The sequence below is a fragment of the Roseospira goensis genome (genome assembly GCF_014197795.1).
Taxonomy (GTDB): domain Bacteria; phylum Pseudomonadota; class Alphaproteobacteria; order Rhodospirillales; family Rhodospirillaceae; genus Rhodospira; species Rhodospira goensis.
Genome location: NZ_JACIGI010000016.1, coordinates 1 through 13,609, shown reverse-complemented (window position 1 = coordinate 13,609; position 13,609 = coordinate 1). Strand labels below are relative to the sequence as shown.

Below are 13,609 nucleotides of genomic sequence, written 5' to 3'. Positions count from 1 at the left end.
GGGGCACCGTTGCGGGGGCACCGTTCCGGGGGCACCGTTCCGGGGGCACTGTTGTTGGGTTCACGCCCGGCCCCCGGCCCCGGCGTCTCGACGCCGCCCGGGGGTTCGCGGGCCGGCCGGACGGGCGTATGGTGCGGGGCGCAACCGCCTGTCCGGAAGGCCCGTTCCATGACCGCCGTGCCCACACCCGCCACCCTGCCGACCGACACCCCGCGCCCGCTGTTCTCGTACCGCAAGCACTGGGCGCACCGCTTCGGCACCGCGCCATTTCTGCCCATGAGCCGGGCCGAGATGGACGCGCTGGGCTGGGACGCCTGCGACGTCCTGCTGGTGACCGGCGACGCCTACGTGGACCACCCCAGCTTCGGCATGGCCATCGTCGGCCGCCTGCTGGAGGCCCAGGGCTTCCGCGTCGCCATCCTGGCGCAACCCGACTGGACCAGCGCCGAACCGTTCAAGGCCCTCGGCCGCCCGGCCCTGTTCGTCGGCATCACCGCCGGCAACATGGATTCCATGGTCAACCGCTACACCGCGGACCGGCGGCGGCGCCACAACGACAGCTACACCCCGGGGGACGAGGGCGGCCGGCGCCCCGACCGCGCCGCCACGGTCTATGCCCAGCGTGTGCGCGAGGCGTTCAGGGACGTGCCCATCGTCCTGGGCGGCATCGAGGCCAGCTTGCGCCGGGTCGCCCATTACGACTACTGGAGTGACACCGTGCGCCGCTCGGTGCTGCTGGATGCGCGCGCCGACCTGCTCGTGTTCGGCAACGGCGAGCGCGCCATCGTCGAGATCGCCCACCGCGCGGCCCGGGGCGAGCACCCCCGCACCATGACCGGCATCCGCGGCACCGCCCTGGTGCGGGACGCGGTGCCGGAGGGCTGGACGGTCATCGACTCCAGCACCGTCGATACCCCGGGGCCGGTCGAGGCCCCCGCCAACCCCTACGCCGACACCGGCGCGCGCGACGGCCGCCCGGCCGGCCTGTGCCAGGACGGCGGCACGACCGACGGGGCCACACCCGAGACCCCGCCCGAACCGGCCGCCGGCGCCGCCCCCCCGGCCGCGCCGGCCAACCGGGGCGAGGTCGTGCGCCTGCCAGCCTACGAGGCCGTGAAGGCCGACCCGGTGCTGTATGCCCACGCCTCGCGCGTCGTTCACCTGGAGAGCAACCCGGGCAATGCCCGCCCGCTGGTGCAGCGCCACGGCGACAAGGCGGTGTGGCTCAACCCGCCGCCCTGGCCGCTGAGCACGGCGGAGATGGACGCGGTCTACGACCTGCCGTTCGCGCGCGCCCCGCACCCGGCCTGCGGCGACGCCCGCATCCCGGCCTGGGACATGATCCGGTTCTCGATCACCATCATGCGCGGCTGCTTCGGCGGCTGCACCTTCTGCTCGATCACCGAGCACGAGGGCCGGCGCATCCAGAGCCGCTCGCAGGGCTCGATCCTGCGCGAGATCGAGCGGGTCCGCGACACAACGGCCGGTTTCACCGGCGTGATCTCCGACCTGGGCGGGCCGACCGCCAACATGTACCGCCTGGCCTGCAAGAATGCGGACATCGAGCGCATCTGCCGGCGGCTGTCCTGCGTCTATCCCAGCATCTGCAAGAACCTGGACACCGACCACTCGGCCCTGATCGCGCTCTACCGCGCCGCCCGCGCCGTGCCGGGGGTAAAGAAGATCACCATCGCCTCGGGCCTGCGCTACGACCTGGCCGTGCGCTCCCCGGCCTACGTCAAGGAACTGGTCACCCACCACGTGGGCGGCTACCTGAAGATCGCGCCCGAGCACACCGAGCCGGGACCTCTGTCGAAGATGATGAAGCCGGGGATCGGCACCTACGATCGCTTCAGGCAGCTGTTCACGCAGTACTCGAAGGCGGCCGGCAAGGAACAGTACCTGATCCCCTACTTCATCGCCGCCCATCCGGGCACCACGGACGAGGACATGATGAACCTGGCGCTGTGGCTGAAGCGGAACGGCTTCCGCGCCGACCAGGTGCAGGCCTTCCTGCCCTCGCCGATGTCACTGGCGACGGCCATGTACCATTCGGAGCGCAACCCGCTGCGCCCGGTGCGCCGCGTGGGCGGCGAGGCCGTGGCGACCGCCAAGGGCCTGCGCCAACGACGGCTGCACAAGGCGTTCCTGCGCTACCACGATCCGGAGAACTGGCCGCTGCTGCGCGAGGCGCTCAAGCGCCTGGGCCGCGCCGACCTGATCGGCCCCGGCAAGCGCCACCTGGTGCCCGCGCACCAGCCCGCCGGCACCGGCCGCGCCGGCGGCGAGGGTCGGCGGACCGGGCGCAAGCACGGCGCCCAGACCTTCGTGACCACGCACGCGGGCAAGGGGCGGCGCCGGACGGGACGCCCCGGATAGAGCCGATTTCGAACGTGAATCGGCTCTACATTATTGATTTTACAGCCGATTATCGCGACAACCCGAAATCGTGCCGCGAGTCCGGTTTGTCGCAATCGGCTGTAACCGGCGCCATCAAGTCGCCTGCATCTCTTCCAGGAACCGCGCGACCAGCGTGTTCAACGAACGGGATCGCTCGGACAGCGTTTCGGTCAGCGTGGTCACCTGCCCCGCCGCCGCCCCGGTATCGGCCGCCGCGGTGTTGACCGCGGTGATCTCGCCCGAGACCTCCTGCGTGCCCTGCGCCGCCTGCGTGGCATTGCGGCCGATCTCCTGGGTCGCGGCGTTCTGTTCCTCAACCGCGGCGGCAATGCCGGCGGAGATGTCGGCCAGTTCGGCGATCTCGCGCGCCACCCCTTCAATCTCCTCGACGGTGGCCCGGGTCTGCTCCTGAACCGTGCGGATGTGCTCACCGATGTCCTCGGTGGCCTTCGCGGTCTGGGTGGCGAGCGCCTTGACCTCGTTGGCCACCACCGCGAAGCCCTTGCCGGCGTCGCCGGCCCGCGCCGCCTCGATGGTGGCGTTGAGGGCCAGCAGGTTGGTTTGCTGCGCGATCGACGTGATCAGGTCCATGACCTCGCCGATGCTCTGGACCCGGCTCGAAAGCCCCTGCACCCGCTCCCGGTTTCGGGTCGTGCTGGCCGCCGCCTGCTGGGCCTTGTTGGACTGGGCGTCGACCTGACGGGTGATCTCCTGGATCGACCCGCCCAGTTCTTCCGAGGCGGACGCGATGGTCTGCACGTTGGCCGAGGCCTGCTCGGCCGCCGAGGCCACCGTGGTGGCCTGCGCGCTCGTGGCCTTGGCGATCTCGGACAGCGCCCGCGCCGTCTCCTGCATCTCCTCCACCGATTCGCCGACCGTCCGCAACTCGGCGCGCACCCGGGTATCGAACGCGGCGACCAGATCGCCGCGCCGCTCGATGCGGGCGGTGCGCTGGCGCTGCTCCTCCTCGGCCTGGCGGCTCAACTCGGCGGTGCGGGTCAGGTTGGTCTTGAAGACGAGCACGGCGCCGGCCACGTGGCCCAGCTCGTCCCGGCGCCCGGTGCAGGGGATCTCCACGGCGGTATCGCCGCCGGCCAGCCGCTCGATCGCCGCGCTGATCGCGGTCAGCGGCCGCGCGACGGTGCGGTGGACCAACAGCAGCACAGCCGCCCCGACCAGCACGGCCAGGACCAGCACGCTCCAGACCACGTTCGAGGACAGGGTGGCACTGGCCTGAAGATCGTGCAGCGCGGCCTCTTCCTCTGCGATGGCAGCCTCGGTGAGCGCGTCCAGCCGGGCCTCCAGCTCCGAGAACAGCCCGCGCTTCAGTTCCGCACTGGCCGTGATGGCAGCCGCCTTCGCGGCCGGATCGAACAGTGCGAAGATGGACCGTCCGCCGGTCAGGAGGTCCTGATACAGGTCGGCGACACGGTCCAGGGTCGCCACCTCGTCCGGCGACGTTTCCAGCTGGCGCAACAGACCCAGGAATTCGGAGAACGAGTCGGCATCCTGTTCGAAGGTCTGGGCCGCCCCCGAGTCGCCGCCGAGATAGGCCGTCAGGTCCGACATCATGTCTTCGGCTTCGTCAACGAGCTCAAGAGAATACTGAAGACCAGGAATATTATCGTTAAGGATTTCATCAACGTCCCGGGACAGGCCAGCCTCCTGACTTTCGCTCAGAGCCACCTCGTCCAGGATGCGTTCCAGCGGAACGCCAACGGTCTCCAGCAGACGGGCGCTTTCCGCCCGGGCCTCGGTTTCGTCGTCCGGGTTGTAGGTTGCAAAGATTCGGTCGAATACCTGCTGCCGGAACCGGAGCACCTGTTCCTCCAGATATATGACATCCTCCTGGTCAACGGAAACATCCATCAACTGCGACAGAAAGGTATTGAATTCATCATAGTTCTGGCGAAAGGACTCGACCGCCGAGGCGCTTCCCAGGAGATACGTCAGGGCATCGGAGTTCATGTCGCGCAGCTTGCCGGCCATGGCCATGGCCAGGGACGCCCGCGGCACCTCGACCGTCCGCACGGTCTCGGCCTGGGACATGATGCGAGACCCAAGAAGCTGAAGAGCAATGGACGCCACCACAAATATGAGGATAAGAAGCCCGATCGGCAGGAACATCTTTTGACTGATGGACATGTTTGCCTCCAACCTCAAAAAGGTCCCAAATGTTCGTCCCTCGGCCTCCGCGGACTCCGGGCCACCGCCACCGGGAGCGGCCAGGACCGCCGGACCGAACCAGCCCCTACAGCCGATCGCGACAAACCGGACTCGCGGCGCGGTTTCGGTCTGTCGCGATAATCGGCTGCGATTCAGACCTTTAGCGCGGAGTCACGCGATCAATCCGAACCAAGTCGTGAGTCAGATTGATCACGATCTGCCCTGGGTAGAGATTTTTCACCAAAACGGGCTTATCGCTCAACGGCTAACGATTGATATAGCTCTCGTGCCCACCCCTTTCATTCCTTTTGCGCCACTTTTTTCCCTTTTTTCCCCTTGTCCTTGGCTGTCGGGCGGTCACCGCCGGCGCGACCCGCTCCCGCCGACCGCGCGACCCGGCGGCCCGGGGTGCCCCTGAGCCGGCCCCCGAGACAGACCCTTGCCCGATCCGCCCCGGCACAACAGACTCGGGGTTCAACCCTGTGTCATCCGCCCATAAGGACCGACCGCCCATGACCGCCCCCCAGACGGCCGCCGCGGCCGCCGCCCCGTCCGACGCCGTCGCCGCCGTGCTCGAACGCCTGCGCCCGCTGCTGGGCGAGCGTCTGTCCACCGCCGCCGCGGTGCGCGAGCAGCACGGCCGCGACGAGAGCTATCACGCCCCGGTCCCGCCGGACGCCGTGGCCTTTGCGGAGAGCTCGGAAGAGGTGGCCGAGATCGTCCGCGCCTGCGCCGCCCAACGGGTGCCGGTCATTCCCTTCGGCACCGGGACCTCGCTGGAGGGGCATGTGGCGGCGTTGCGCGGCGGCGTGTGCATCGACGTCTCGCGCATGAACGCCATCCTGGCGGTGCGGCCGGAGGACATGGACTGCACCGTCCAGGCCGGCGTGACCCGCAAGCAGCTCAACGAGCACCTGCGCGATACCGGTCTGTTCTTCCCGATCGACCCGGGGGCGGACGCCTCCCTGGGCGGCATGGCGGCGACCCGGGCCTCCGGCACCAACGCGGTGCGCTACGGCACCATGCGCGAGGCGGTGCTGGCGCTGACCGTGGTCACGGCCGACGGTCGCGTGGTCAAGACCGCCCGGCGCGCCCGCAAGTCCGCCGCCGGCTACGACCTCACCCGGCTGTTCGTCGGCAGCGAGGGCACGCTGGGGGTGATCACCGAGGTGACCCTGCGCCTGCATGGCATCCCGGAGTGCATCCTGTCGGCCGTCTGCCCGTTCCCGAGCCTGAAGGGGGCGGTGGATACCGTGATCCAGACCATCCAGATGGGTGTCCCGATCGCCCGCATCGAACTGCTCGACCCCAACCAGATGCGCGCCGTGAACGCCTATTCGGGCACCGACTACGCGGTGGCGCCGACCCTGTTCCTGGAGTTCCACGGCAGCGAGTCCGCCGCCCGCGAGCAGGTGGAAACGGTCGAGGCCATTGCGGCTGAGCACGGCGGGCAGGGCTTCGCCTGGGCGGAGACGCTGGAAGCACGCAACCGGCTCTGGCAGGCGCGCCACAATGCCTATTACGCCGGTCTGGCCCTGAAGCCGGGTGGCAAGGGCTTCTCCTCCGACGTCTGCGTGCCGATCTCACGCCTCGCCGACTGCATCGAGCAGACCGAGACCGACTGCGCGGCCTCCCGCGTCGTCACGACCATCGTCGGCCACGTGGGCGACGGCAATTTTCATGTGCTGTTCGTGTTCGACCCCGACAGCCCGGAAGAGATCGCCGAGGCCAAGGCGCTCAACGACCGCATCGTCGCACGGGCGCTGGCGATGGAAGGCACGTGCACGGGCGAGCACGGCGTCGGCAGCGGCAAGATGGCGTTTCTGGAGGCGGAGCACGGCCCCGAGGGCCTCGCCCTGATGCGGGCCATCAAGCGGGCGCTGGATCCGGACGACATCATGAACCCGGGCAAGATCATCCGGCTGTAGGGCGCGGGGCCGCGCCGGAGCGTGGGGCCGAGACAACACGCCCTCTCGCGCCCACGCTCCCGCGTGGGCGCCGCACGGCCGGTGAGGAGAGACCTGCGCAACCCGTGCAAGGGGAACCCGCCAAACGCAACCGGGCGCCGCGGTCTCCCGCGACGCCCGGTCATCGTATCCAGTCCTGACACCAGACGGTGCGCCCAGCGGACGCTTCCAGGACCGGCGCCGCCGGCGCGCCACCGCCACGCCGCGGATCGCCGCCCGGTCTCTCGACCCCCGACTAGATCAGTTCGACGCGTCCAGCCATCGGCCCCTTCTTGCCCATGCGGCACATCATGCGCACGCGCTGGCCAGCGTCGAGCGTCGTCAGGCCGGAATACTCCAGCGCCCGGCTGCCGACATACACGTCCTTGCCGCCGCTGTCCGGCGTCACGAAGCCGAATCCCTTGTCGGCGCTGAAGAACTTGACGATGCCGTCAATCTCCTCCTCGCCGCCGGGATCGCCGACGCCGCCCGCTGCCTGAGCGCCTTCCGGAACGTCGACCTCGTGAATGAACGCGACCTGCGGGCCTTTCTGCCCCATGGACAGGTCACAGACGATCGTCGCGCCCTCGGGAACGTCCCGATAGCCTGCCCGCTGGAGCACGGAAATGTGAAGAAACGCGTCGGGAGTGCCATCCGAAAGAGCGACGAAGCCGAAGCCCTTGGTGGCGTTGAACCACTTCACCGTGGCCGAAGACCGAGACTGCATAGCGGAGGAGAAACCTTCGTAAGGTGGATAGCCCAAAACGGTTCCAGGGATACCCGAAAATGGCTCCGCCGCCAATTCATCTTCGCACCGTGGCGCCAAATTTCCGGGTCCCGCCCTCGGGTGAGCGGCCGTGCCCGGCCCGCCCGGTTGCCGGGCTATCCGCTCGCTTAACGCCAAAGCGTTGAACCAGAACAAGGATCGGAAACCCTCGCGCTTCGTCGCCTGGCTCACCGTCGGGCGCGGCCCCGATCCGCCCCCGGGGCCTGGCGCCTCCCGGACCGGTGTCCCCGGCGACTCCGGCGCCGTCCGCTCCGCTTATGGCCGATCGCGACGCAGACACTGATCGCGATCCGCGCTATGGCAGTCCGCCGTCGAGGGGCAGGCTTTCCGGGTCCTCGCCGGTCTCGGCGCCCTCGCCGGTCGCGGCCGGCCGGCGGCCGCGCTCGGGCCGTTCGGGCTCCACCGCGCTCCGTCCGCCCTGACGGTCGATGAGGTTTTCCACCCGGCTCAGGTTCCGGGTGACGATATCGGCCTGACGCTTGGCCCCGTGCAGCTCGTAAGTGCTGGCGGACTGATGGAACGCCTCGCGCGCGCTGTGCAGGGCGCCGAGATCGCGCCCCACGCGGAACAGCAGGAACAGAGCAGATCCAAGGTTATTCTGAGTCGCCGCCCACAGCAGCGGCGTGCGGTCCTGGGTGCGCACCTGGAGCGCGGCGGTGGCCGCCTCGACCGCGCGGCTCAGGATCTCCGGCTTGCGTTCCTGGCCGCCGTAGACCTGGAGCACCTGCGCCAGATCGTGCATCAGTTCGCCCCAGCGGTCGGGGGTCTCGGCCGGGCTGAATACCTGCAAGGCGGCCTGGAAGGCGGTGATGGAGTCGCGCAGCGCGGCCGGGTCGCCCTCGGCCATGTGCACGCGGTAGGCCAGCAGACCCAGGCGATGCTTCAGGCCCGCCCAGTCGTACGGATACAGGTCGCGGTGAAAGCTCTCCAGCGCCGCCTTGAAGGCATCGGCGGCCTGGCGCGGCCCGATGCCGCCCGCGCCGCGCTCCACCAGCGCCTGTTGCACCAGACCGAGCGAGCGGTGGAACACGCCCCATTCGGCATCGGCGTCGCGCGGCAGATGGCGAATCGCCTCCTCGAACGCCGCCGCGGCGTGCTCCAGCCACGCCGGCTCATTGGCCCACGCGCCCACCACCGCCAGCACATTGCCGTAGCAGGCCACGATGTGGGCGGTCTCCAGGCCGCTCAGGCCGTAGGGCAGCTCGGACAGCAGGGCACCGGCCTGCTCGGCCAGCGGTGGCAGGGTGTCCACCAGCGCCTTGCCCTGGGCCTCCGTGCGCGGCTCCATCGCCGACAGCGTCACCGCCTGCACCAGCACGTGCCAACTCTCGTCGAAGTCCAGCGGCAGGTAGAGCGCGTTCTGGGGCGACATCATGCCGACGCGCTCGACCTCCTTGCTGGTCCAGGGGGTGAGAAAGCGTATCTCGACCAGGCGGCCGGCGGCGTCGGGGCCGCCCCACAGCAGCAGGTCGGCGCCGGCCTCGCGCAACGCCGGGCGCGCCGCCGTCACGGCGCCGGCGAGGGCCGTGTACGGATCCAGTTCGCCCGAGTACGGCACCGCCTTGTCCAGCCGGCGCACGCGCGTGTTGGGCAGGTGTTCCACCGCCTCCAGCACCCGCACCCGCTGTTCGTCGCCGCCGCTGCCCGGAAACCCGGCCACCAGCAGGACCGGTTGCCGCACCCGCGCGACCCCGGCCAGGGCCGCGTCGGCGCCCTTCGGGCCGTTGCCGCCGCGCAGCGCACCGATGAGTCGCGCCAGCAGGCCCTCGGAGCGCCCGCCCCCGCCGCCGCCGCCCACGGGCACCAGCGCCGTCGACCCGGCCGGCGGGGCCGGCCCCTGGGCCGCGGGCGCCGCCTCGTCGGCGCCCGGTTCGAGGGCAACGTCCACCGTCGGCTCCAGCCGGGCGATGCGGTCGTTGGCGTTGCGCAGCCGGCGCGACAGCCGCACCAGCAGTCGCAGGGTCAGGTCCGGGTCCTCGGCCAGCTTGCGCACGAACGCCTTGCGGCTGAAGGCATGCAGCGTGACCTCGCCCCGCGCCACCGCGGTGGCCCCGCGCGGATCGTTGTCGACCGCCCCCATCTCGCCCAGCAACTCGCCCTTGCCCAGCGTGGCGAGATGAACCAGGCCGCGCTCGGATTCCTTGTAAAGGGCGACTTCGCCGGCCGCGACCACATAGGCGGTCGTGCTCGGCTCGCCCTCGCGGAAGACGACGTCGCCGTCATCGAAATGGCGGATCGTGGGTTTCATGGTGGCCATGGCGGGGTTCCGGGCGTCACGCGACGCGCCGGCTCAGCGCCCGATCCCCGAGGCGCCGGTCGTCCCGTCCGGCGGCGGCGCCCCGAGATGGTGGATGCTGTCCTTGTAGACGCGGGCGACGCGCTGGTCGTCGCCGTCGCCATGGGTCGCCAGCACGAAATGGTTGCCGGCCGCATCTTTCCCCATCTCCAGCGTCAGCGCGCCCTGTTCCAGCAGCTCGGCCACCGTCTCCGGCGGCAGCGCCAGGGCGGTGGCGAGGTTGCCCAACAAAGCATTGATTTCCTGATACATCTCGCGGCCGTCGGTCACGGGCGGGACTCCCTCGGGGCTTGGAACGGAAGGGGCTGGCGGGATCGGACACCGTATCTTTACCAGGACGGCCGGAAAGTCTAAAGACGACGCGGCCCGACGGTCCGATACCGCGGCACCGTCGCGTCCGCACCCGCCCGCCAACGCGAGAGCACGGAGGCAAGCGCATGAGTTACGAGCAGGTGGAAGAAGCCTGGGGCCTCATCGACACCGCGATGAAGCACAAGGAACAGGCCGGCCAGGACCTGGAACCGGATGCCTACTGGGAGCCGGTGTTCGCCAACTCGCCGCTGGTCGACGTGGAGCGCACCAAGGCCGAGGGGGGGCAGCCCCTGTCCAAGGTGTTCCTGAAATCGCCCTACGGGCTCCAGTTCCGGCCGGAATACATGGATTGGATCCCGTTCCGCCACGGCGAGGTCAAGCTGGACTGAGCCGCCGGACCGACGCCACCCGACCGGATCCGACCGTGCCGGGCCCGGGACGGCGGCTTCCGGCACGATGAGTCGCCGGGAGGTCCCGGGACCCGTCCGCGCCGCCCGAAGGCAGATCCACGCACGGCATCGGGATCCAAGCGTGGGTCCAATGCCGTGCGATCCGCCCTAGACGTCGGCGGCGTGATCCGCCGGGTGGGCGGCGGCGTCGACCGGGCCGCCATCATCGGCGCCACCGTCGTCCGCGCGCCCCGCGCCCTCCGCAGACCCGCTTCCGGCGGGTTCGCCCGCCTCAGCCGCGCCGCCGGACTCGGAGTCGCTGCTGTCGGCCTCCTTGGTCGTCGTCTTGCGGCTCCGGGTGCGGCGCGCCTTGGGCTTGGGCGCCTCGCTCGCCGCCTCGGGGTCCCCGGCCTCGTCCGCCGCCTTGGCGGTCTTGCGCCGGGTCCGCTTCGGCTTCGCCGGCGCCGCCGGCTCCGCGCCGTCACCGTCCGCCCCCGGCGCAGCCGTGCCCGCCTCGGCCTCTGCCTCCACCGCCTCGGCGGCGCTGGCCGCCTTCTTCGTGGTCCGCCGGGTCCGCTTCGGCTTGGGCTTGGGCTCGGCCGCCGCGTCGGTCTCGGTCGCATCGGTGGCCTCGGCACCGGTCTCCTCACCCGCCGCCTCGGCCGTCTTGGGAGCCTTGGCCGTCTTTTTCGTCGTCCGGCGGGTCCGCTTGGGCTTCGCCGGCGTCTCCGCCGTGACAGCCGCCTCGGCCGGCGTGGCCTCCGACCCGGCGTCCGCCGTCGGGGCGGCGGCCTCCGATGCGGACTCCGATGCGGCCCCCGATTCGGTCCCCGATGCGACCTCGGGTGCAGGCTCGGGGGCGGTCTCCGCCGATCCTGTCTCGTCCGTCGCGGCCGGCTTGCGGCGGCGCGTGGCCCGGCGCTTGCGCGGCGGCGCGGCCTGCTCTTCGGACGCGGCGGCCTCCGGGCTCGCCGCCCCCGAGTCGCGCGGGGCGTCGGCGGCGGCGTCGCCCGCGCCCTCGGACACCGGGGCCTCGGACACCGGGGCCTCGGACACCGGAGCCTCGGGGGCCGGTGCTTCGGAGATCGGGGCCTCAGGGGCCGGCGCCACGGCCTCACCCGCGCTGTCGCCCGGCGCCTCGGCGGCTGCCTCGCCGCGCCGGCCATGGCGCTTGCGCTCGCCTCGGCGCGCGGTCGGGGCCGCCCGCTCCTTGGCGCGGTCCTTGGACCGGTCCTTGGTGGTCCGGTCCTTGGTGGTCCGGTCCTTGGTTCGGGCCTTACCGCGCTTGGTCGCGGGGCTCGCGCGCTCGGCGTTGTCGGCCTCGTCTTCGGCCTCGTCGTCGTCGCCGACGTCGGCGGACGCCGGCATCGGCGCCCCCATCGGCACCAGGCTGTCGTTGGCGAAGAACGCCGGCATGTGGTCGCCGAACGCCAGCACGTCGTCGGCGTGAGCCATGGCCTGGACGCCGGTGCGGTCATCGTCGCGGCGCCGGCCGCCCCGTTTGCCACGCGTCGGCCGGGCCGGGCGCTCGTCGCCACCGCGCCCGTTTGTGGGCCGCTCGGGGGTAGACCGCTCGGGGGTAGACCGCTCGGGCGCCGCCTCGGCCGCCACGTCGGGGCGGTCGCCGCGCGTCCGACCGCCGCGTCGCTTGCGGGCTGTGCGGTCGCGCGCGGTCCCGCGCTCGGCGCCCGCCGCCTCGCCGGTCTCGCCGCCCTCGCCCTCGACGCTGTCCAGTCCCTCCAGCGTCAGGCGCGGAATGGTCCGCCCCAGCAGGCTCTCGATGCCGGCCACGTACTTCGCATCGTCGGGCGTCGCCAGGCTGAACGCCTGACCCTCGCGGCCGGCGCGGCCGGTGCGCCCGATGCGGTGCACGTAGTCCTCGGAGTGCGTGGGGATGTCGAAGTTGATGACGTGCGAGACGTTGTCGATGTCCAGCCCGCGCGCGGCGACGTCGGAGCAGACCAGCAGGTCGGCCTCGTTGTCCTTGAAGCGGCGCAGCATCTCGTTGCGGGTCGGCTGGTCCATGTCGCCATGCAGCGCCACGGTGTTGAAGCCGTGCTTGCGCAGCGACCGGTTCAGCACGTCGACGTCACGCTTGCGGTTGCAGAAGATGAAGGCGTTGCGCACCCCCTCGGAGCGCAGGATGTGGCGCAGGGCCTCGCGCTTGTCGATGCGCGGCACCATGGCGAGGTGCTGGCTGACCGTCTCGGCGGCGGTGGCGCGGCGCTCAATGGAGATCTCGCGCGGGTTCGACAGGAAGGCGTCCGCGAGCTTGCGGATCGCCTTGTCCATCGTGGCCGAGAAGAACAGCGTCTGGCGCAGCGGCGGCAGCAGACCGACGATGCGCTCGACGTCGGGGATGAACCCCATGTCGAGCATGCGGTCGGCCTCGTCGATGACCAGCACCTTGACGTCGCGCAGCAGCACCTTGCCGCGTTCGAACAGGTCCAGCAGGCGACCGGGGGTCGCGATCAGAACGTCCACGCCCTTGTCGAGCGCCCGCATCTGATCGCCCATGCTCTCGCCGCCGATCAGCAACGCCATGTCCAGCTTGTGGTACTTGCCGTACATGGTGAAGTTCTCGGCGACCTGGGTCGCCAACTCGCGCGTGGGCGCGAGGATCAGCGAGCGCGGCATGCGCGCCTTGGCCCGGCCATTGGCCAGGATCTCGATCATGGGCAGGGTGAACCCGGCGGTCTTGCCGGTGCCGGTCTGCGCGATGCCCAGGACGTCGCGGCCCATCAGAACGTGCGGGATGGCCTTTTCCTGGATCGGGGTGGGCGTTTCGTAGCCCACCTCTTCGATGGCCTTGAGGGTCTCCGGCGAAAGGCCGAGATCGGCGAACTTCATGGTGGTTAAATCGGTCCTCGGGATCAGGGAACGGGAGAGCGGGCGTCAGGGGCGCGCCGTCGTCTCCCGGCGACGCGGCGCTGTGCCCGTCTTGGGGCCCGCCCGGCCCTTTTCCGGCGGGCGCCCCTCCCGGTCGGGACGCGCGAACGCTATGGTCGGTCGGCACGCGGAATCCGGATGCGGCCCACCGCGCGGTGCGGCCCGCGAGGGCGCGGCCGAGCCCGCACGGACGTGCCACGCCTGGCCGCCACCGATGGCGGATCCGGGCCGGCGCGAGCGCCGTCGGCGGCAAGACGCCGCCGCACGGGCGCATCCCAAGCCTCGCGCATCATAGACCCCGCCTTCGGCGTGTCAATGACGCGCCGTACCCGTGTATGGGTTCAGGCTGCCTGAGACTCTGGAGAAGGCTCCTTGAGAGCGTTTTGAAGGTACGCGAGCGGGGTCAGGCCGTTCAAGGCGCGAT

The 13,609-nt window shown here is 70.9% G+C and carries 8 protein-coding genes; 3 read left to right on the top strand and 5 right to left on the bottom strand.

The window, feature by feature from the left end; all coding sequences use genetic code 11:
* The first annotated feature begins 168 nt into the window (after positions 1 to 168).
* Positions 169 to 2,379, top strand: coding sequence for a YgiQ family radical SAM protein (locus tag GGD88_RS10525; protein ID WP_184435238.1), 2,211 nt, complete (start codon positions 169 to 171; stop codon positions 2,377 to 2,379).
* Between the two features lie 114 nt (positions 2,380 to 2,493).
* Here GGD88_RS10525 and GGD88_RS10520 read toward each other — a convergent pair whose 3' ends face one another.
* The gene (locus GGD88_RS10520; protein WP_184435236.1) at positions 2,494 to 4,449 is read right to left on the bottom strand and encodes a methyl-accepting chemotaxis protein; all 1,956 of its coding nucleotides are present in this window, start codon (positions 4,447 to 4,449) and stop codon (positions 2,494 to 2,496) included.
* 629 nt (positions 4,450 to 5,078) lie between these two features.
* On the opposite strand from GGD88_RS10520, the gene GGD88_RS10515 reads away from it, so the two are divergent.
* Entirely contained in the window at positions 5,079 to 6,494 is a 1,416-nt protein-coding gene (locus GGD88_RS10515) for an FAD-linked oxidase C-terminal domain-containing protein (RefSeq protein ID WP_184435234.1), read from the top strand.
* Positions 6,495 to 6,768: 274 nt separating this feature from the next.
* Here the strand turns inward: GGD88_RS10515 and GGD88_RS10510 are convergent, their stop codons facing one another.
* From GGD88_RS10510 to GGD88_RS10500, 3 genes are all read right to left on the bottom strand, one after another.
* Positions 6,769 to 7,239 carry a cold-shock protein gene (locus GGD88_RS10510; RefSeq protein WP_184435352.1) on the bottom strand — a complete coding sequence of 157 codons (471 nt, stop codon included), beginning with the start codon at positions 7,237 to 7,239 and terminating at the stop codon, positions 6,769 to 6,771.
* A gap of 355 nt (positions 7,240 to 7,594) precedes the next feature.
* A complete protein-coding gene (locus tag GGD88_RS10505; RefSeq protein ID WP_184435232.1) occupies positions 7,595 to 9,556 on the bottom strand; it encodes a cyclic nucleotide-binding domain-containing protein in 1,962 nt (653 codons plus the stop codon).
* A 33-nt stretch (positions 9,557 to 9,589) separates the two neighbouring features.
* Complete coding sequence (locus GGD88_RS10500; RefSeq protein WP_184435230.1) at positions 9,590 to 9,865, bottom strand: hypothetical protein; 276 nt, start codon at positions 9,863 to 9,865, stop codon at positions 9,590 to 9,592.
* Between the two features lie 167 nt (positions 9,866 to 10,032).
* On the opposite strand from GGD88_RS10500, the gene GGD88_RS10495 reads away from it, so the two are divergent.
* Complete coding sequence (locus tag GGD88_RS10495) at positions 10,033 to 10,296, top strand: hypothetical protein (RefSeq protein ID WP_184435228.1); 264 nt, start codon at positions 10,033 to 10,035, stop codon at positions 10,294 to 10,296.
* A 168-nt stretch (positions 10,297 to 10,464) separates the two neighbouring features.
* On the opposite strand, the gene GGD88_RS10490 is transcribed toward GGD88_RS10495, so the two are convergent.
* Positions 10,465 to 13,146: a DEAD/DEAH box helicase gene (locus tag GGD88_RS10490; RefSeq protein WP_184435226.1), complete on the bottom strand. Its 2,682-nt coding sequence runs from the start codon at positions 13,144 to 13,146 to the stop codon at positions 10,465 to 10,467.
* Positions 13,147 to 13,609: the final 463 nt, after the last annotated feature.

Coding starts and splice junctions, on each gene's coding strand:
- GGD88_RS10515 (WP_184435234.1), top strand. CDS start 5,079: ATGACCGCCCCCCAGACGGCCGCCGCGGCCGCCGCCCCGTCCGACGCC.
- GGD88_RS10505 (WP_184435232.1), bottom strand. CDS start 9,556: ATGGCCACCATGAAACCCACGATCCGCCATTTCGATGACGGCGACGTC.
- GGD88_RS10490 (WP_184435226.1), bottom strand. CDS start 13,146: ATGAAGTTCGCCGATCTCGGCCTTTCGCCGGAGACCCTCAAGGCCATC.
- GGD88_RS10510 (WP_184435352.1), bottom strand. CDS start 7,239: ATGCAGTCTCGGTCTTCGGCCACGGTGAAGTGGTTCAACGCCACCAAG.
- GGD88_RS10525 (WP_184435238.1), top strand. CDS start 169: ATGACCGCCGTGCCCACACCCGCCACCCTGCCGACCGACACCCCGCGC.
- GGD88_RS10495 (WP_184435228.1), top strand. CDS start 10,033: ATGAGTTACGAGCAGGTGGAAGAAGCCTGGGGCCTCATCGACACCGCG.
- GGD88_RS10520 (WP_184435236.1), bottom strand. CDS start 4,449: ATGTCCCAGGCCGAGACCGTGCGGACGGTCGAGGTGCCGCGGGCGTCC.